Below are 5213 nucleotides of genomic sequence, written 5' to 3'. Positions count from 1 at the left end.
TTGGCTTAATTTAAATATGGTTTTGTATTTGGGATGATTTGGCAAATCCGAAGAATAGGCTTAATTTAGTCCCAAACTGCTTGTAGCGCGGGGACGTTGTGTGTCATTCTACAGCAACCTAGTAGAAAAATCAACGTTAAAAAAAATTATTCGCCAAGTCATAATAAAAATGAATTTAGAAAAACAAGCCGAAAGAATAAACAAAGCTCACAAATTAATTTTAGAAGAAAAAACTGGAACACCAGAAAAATTTGCAGAAAAGTTAAACATAAGTAGAAGTCAATTATATAATTTGATTGATAAATTGAAAGAGTACGATGCTCCAATAAAATATAGTAAGAAAACAAAGAATTTTTATTACTCTAATACTTTTGATTTAGAACTTAAATATTCGTTTAAAATAATTTTTGATAAAAATTAAAAACAAACACTTCCGTCCAATTAAATTGGACGGAAGTGTTTTAAGTTTGCATCAACAATAAAGTTCTCGAGAAACAACTTGTTAAAGTAAAAATATTTATTAATTTTGTTCAGTATTGTGCTGAACACAAAAACAGAAGTTATGTTAGATTTAGAAAATTTAGGTTTAGTTGAGCTAAACGCACAGGAAGTACTAGAAATTGAAGGTGGATTTTGGCCGATAGTTTTAGCTGTAATTATTGTTGGTGGTGCTATTGCAGATGCGTGGACAGGATCACACGGATACGGTCAACCATAATAAAAAAAGGCCTGTTCCTCAAACGGAACAGGCTTTCTTATTAACCTAAATTAATTTTACATTGAATAATTTTAACATTAAAATATTTTACTTTTTGGTAACTGGAAGATTAATTGATCTTTTAACAACATATATTGCTGGTAAAGGAAGTCTTTCGTGTGAACTTAATATTCTAGTTAGTGTTTTTAATCTTGGCTGGAAAGCATTAATATTTCAAAATATAATAGTTATTATTTTAGCATATTTTTTATTAAAAATCCAATCAGACATATATTATTCAACCTCGGAAGATAAAATTATTAATAAAAAAATTCCTTTTTTAGAATATTTTAACATATTATATTTTGGAAAAAAAATTACTTTTATAAAGTCGTTAACTACAAAAATAAAATATAAAATAACTATTCATTCTTTAATTCAAATTTCGTTTATTAGCATAATTATATTGAGTTTTTTTATAAGTATAAATAATTTATTAGCTGGAAATGGATATGTTAATTTATATAGTTATAAGAACAGGTTTTACCATAACTATATACTTCAAATCATTAATCTCTTAATTTTTGCTTCAATTACATTTTTATATCATTACAAAAAATATATTTTATTCTTAAACAGAAATGGAAACAAATAAGGATTTTTTGTTACGTTCAATTGCCAACCTCATAAATTTTATAGAAAAATTATTTAAAAAAGGAAAACCATCACTTGAAATAGTTTCTGTATATATAGATAATTTTTTTGAGGAAAAATATAAAAACACAATAAATCAATTTATTGAAAAACCATTTGATGAAGTTATTCAAATTATCCACGAAGGAAATGTTGAAAACATAAAAGACTTTGCAGATGTGTTATTTATAAGATTTGAATTAGAAAATACTAATCCCATAAAAGCTAACCTTTCAGAATTTATTCTCAATTTATACGATTATTACCAAAAAGAATCGTCAGTTTATTCTCTAGAGATTCAATCTAAAATTCTGACACTAAAAAAACGTAATTTTTAAATTTAGTATTTGTTCCTAACGAAAAGTAAATATGAATTTTAGTTCAGACCCAATAAATAATATAGAAAATCTTATTGCCAAGAATAAAACAAAAAGTATTTCGATATATTTTGTGATTGTTTTTGCTGTTATTTTAGCACTTGCATTATTACCAATAATCAAATTTGACATTAGCAGTCAAAGTCGTGGGGTAATCAAAAGTTACAAAGAGAATGTTCCACTTACAACAATTATCAGCGGTAAAATAGTTTGGCAAAATCTAAAAAATAATCAATCTGTTCTCAAAGGCGATACACTTATAAAAATATCAAAAGAAACACTCGAAACCGATAAATTCATTCAAGATACATTATCCAATACCACAAAACTGGTATTAAGCGACATTACAAATGTGCTAAAAGGGAATTATTCTGCATTGCATACGGCAAACATTCGTGAGGATTACAATAAATACACAACCAAAAGGTTAGAATTACAAAGCAAAGTTAGTCAATCAACTATAAACTACAACCGTAACAAAATACTTTTTGACAAAGATGTAATAGCTAAAGCTGAATATGAAAAATTTGTTTTTGAACTTCAATTTGCTAAACAAGCTTTATCAAGCTATGATAAAACACAAAAATCAGTTTGGGAAAATCAAAAGAAAGAACTTATCGATAAAATAAACTCCATTAATGGAAGTATGAGGAAAATTTCGGTTGACAGTCATAATTATTTTGTTTTAGCTCCAACATCAGGAACCATCGAAAATTTTTCAGGTTTACAATCGGGTTCTTTTATAAATTCTTCACAGCCAATAGCAATAATTTCGCCAAATGATAATCTAATTATTGAAAATAACGTTTCTCCAAATGACATCGGTTTGATAAAAAAAAATCAATATGTGAAATTTCAAATAGATGCATTCAATTACAATCAATGGGGATTATTGGATGGTAAAGTAATTGAAATTGACAAAAACATTACAATCAACGAACAACAAGCATTTTTTAAAGTAAAATGTAAACTCAATTCTAAAACATTAACTTTAAAATCAGGTTATAAAACTCAAGTATCAAAAGGAATGACGCTCACAACGAGATACATTATAACTCGAAGAAGTTTGTTTGATTTGCTTTTTGACAAAGTTGATGATTGGTTAAATCCAAAAATAATAAATAATTAGATGAAATCATCAATTAAAATTAAGCAACACGATATTAAAGATTGTGGGGCAACTTGTTTAGCATCAATAGGAAATCATTTTGGTGTAGGAATTCCAATCGCTCGCATTCGTCAATTTGCTCATACCGATAACCGAGGCACAAATGTTTTAGGAATTATACAAGGTGCAGAAAAAATGGGTTTTACCGCCAAAGGGGTAAAAGGAGGAATAGATGTTATTAGTAAAATTCCTTTACCTGCAATCGCTCACGTTGTTGTTCAAGGACAACTACATCATTATATTGTGATTTATAAAATTGAGAAAAACATAATAACCGCAATGGATCCAGCTTTTGGAAAGTTAGAAAATTATACTTTTGAAGAGTTCCAAAAAATATGGTCAGGTGTTTTAATCCTTTTTGCAAAAAATGATGATTTTAAATCATATAACGAGCGTGTTTCTTCCATAAAACGCTTTTGGGATTTAGTTCAACCTCATAAAACTATTTTAATCCAAGCCTTGATTGGAGCAGTTGTATTTACAATTCTTGGTTTATCAATGTCTATTTATATTCAAAAAATCACTGATTATGTTTTAATTGATGGAAATAGAAAATTGCTAAATTTAATGAGCATTGTAATGATTTTTATTATTCTACTACAAGCCTACATAGGTTCAAAGAAAAGTATATTTGTAATAAAAACAGGACAATTAATAGATGCAAAACTAATTTTAGGATATTATAAACATTTGATGCGTTTACCACAACGCTTTTTCGACACAATGCAAATTGGCGAAATAACATCAAGAATAAATGATGCTGTAAAAATTAGGTCGTTTATAAATGATGTCGCCATAGATTTATTTGTAAATGTTTTTATAGTGCTTTTCTCATTTACATTGATGTTCACATACAATTGGAAATTAGCATTAATCATCCTTACAATCATTCCGTTTTACATTGCCATTTACTTTTTGATGAATAAATTCAACAAAAAAGTAGAACGTACCATTATGGAAAACGGTGCTGATTTGCAAACACAATTAGTAGAAAGTGTTACACACGTGCGAACGATAAAAGAATTTGGAGTTGAGGAATTTTCCAATTTGAAAACGGAAAACAAGTTTGTAAAATTGCTATTCACAACCTATAAATCGGGTTTAAATAGTGTTTTTTCAAATACATCAACGCAGTTTTTAGCTTCCACTTTTACAATTGTTTTAATGTGGATTGGTTCGGGTTATGTAATTGACCGAGAAATTACACCAGGAGAATTATTCTCATTTTATGCTCTGATTGGATATTTTACTTCTCCAGTTGCCACATTAATTGGAATGAATAAAACGATTCAAAACGCATTAATTGCAGCCGATAGATTATTTGAAATAATGGATTTAGAGCGAGAAGAAACAGAAAATAAATTAGAACTTCAAAAAGATAATATCGGTAATATTGTTTTTGAAAATGTTAATTTCAGCTACGGTTCTCGAACCGAAGTTTTTAAGAATTTTAATGCAACCATCAAACAAAATGAAACGACAGCAATTGTTGGAGAAAGTGGAAGTGGAAAGACTACTTTAATTTCTCTTTTACAAAACTTATATCCAATAAAAACAGGAAAAATAACAATTGGAGATTATGATTTAAAACATATTCACTATCAAAGTTTAAGAAATTTGATTGGAGTAATTCCACAACAATTAAACCTATTTTCAGGCAACATAATCGAGAATATAGCACTAGGGGAATCATTTTCAAACATTCAGCGAATTTTAGATTTAGCAAAACAATTAGGAATAACAGAATTTGTTGAAAAATTACCGAATGGTTTTGAAACCCAAATTGGAGAAAATGGAGCTTTACTTTCGGGCGGTCAAAAACAACGCATTGCAATTGCAAGAGCATTATACAAAAATCCTGAAATATTATTGATGGACGAAGCAACATCTGCATTAGATACAAATTCTGAAAGTATTGTAAAACAAACTATTAACAACTTTAAAGCACAAGGTAAAACGGTAATCGTAATTGCTCACAGGTTAAGTACAATTGCTAACGCTGACACAATTCTTGTTATGGAAAATGGACAGATTGTTGAAAATGGAAATCACAAAGATTTATTAGAGCAAAAAGGCAAATATTGTGAACTTTGGAATAAACAAAGTTTAGTTTAAACATCGAAAATTGGAGTAAATACAAGAACGAACACACAACAGCGGTTTCCCAAAATGTGGGTTTTTGGGCTTTCTTAAAGTCGGTTTTGTACTTGCAAAGATTAGTAATTAATCGAAAGTTTAGGCTTGTCAAGTCCCACACTTCGGGAAGCCACGAGACGTT

General features: G+C 28.5%; 5 protein-coding genes. All 5 read left to right on the top strand.

Annotated features, from left to right (window positions below; genetic code table 11):
• Positions 1 to 169: 169 nt before the first annotated feature.
• A complete protein-coding gene (locus tag ACH2BP_RS03965) occupies positions 170 to 421 on the top strand; it encodes a hypothetical protein (protein ID WP_395057229.1) in 252 nt (83 codons plus the stop codon).
• 117 nt (positions 422 to 538) lie between these two features.
• Positions 539 to 718, top strand: a complete 180-nt coding sequence (locus ACH2BP_RS03960) for a class IIb bacteriocin, lactobin A/cerein 7B family (RefSeq protein ID WP_395057227.1) — start codon at positions 539 to 541, stop codon at positions 716 to 718.
• 620 nt (positions 719 to 1338) lie between these two features.
• Positions 1339 to 1728 carry a hypothetical protein gene (locus ACH2BP_RS03955; RefSeq protein WP_395057225.1) on the top strand — a complete coding sequence of 130 codons (390 nt, stop codon included), beginning with the start codon at positions 1339 to 1341 and terminating at the stop codon, positions 1726 to 1728.
• Positions 1729 to 1759: 31 nt separating this feature from the next.
• Positions 1760 to 2896, top strand: a complete 1137-nt coding sequence (locus tag ACH2BP_RS03950) for an HlyD family secretion protein (protein ID WP_395057223.1) — start codon at positions 1760 to 1762, stop codon at positions 2894 to 2896.
• Positions 2897 to 5050, top strand: a complete 2154-nt coding sequence (locus tag ACH2BP_RS03945; RefSeq protein ID WP_395057221.1) for a peptidase domain-containing ABC transporter — start codon at positions 2897 to 2899, stop codon at positions 5048 to 5050.
• The last annotated feature ends 163 nt before the right edge of the window (positions 5051 to 5213 follow it).

This window comes from Flavobacterium sp., from assembly GCF_043756175.1.
Taxonomy (GTDB): Bacteria; Bacteroidota; Bacteroidia; order Flavobacteriales; family Flavobacteriaceae; genus Flavobacterium.
This window is presented reverse-complemented; position numbering and strand designations above follow the sequence as displayed.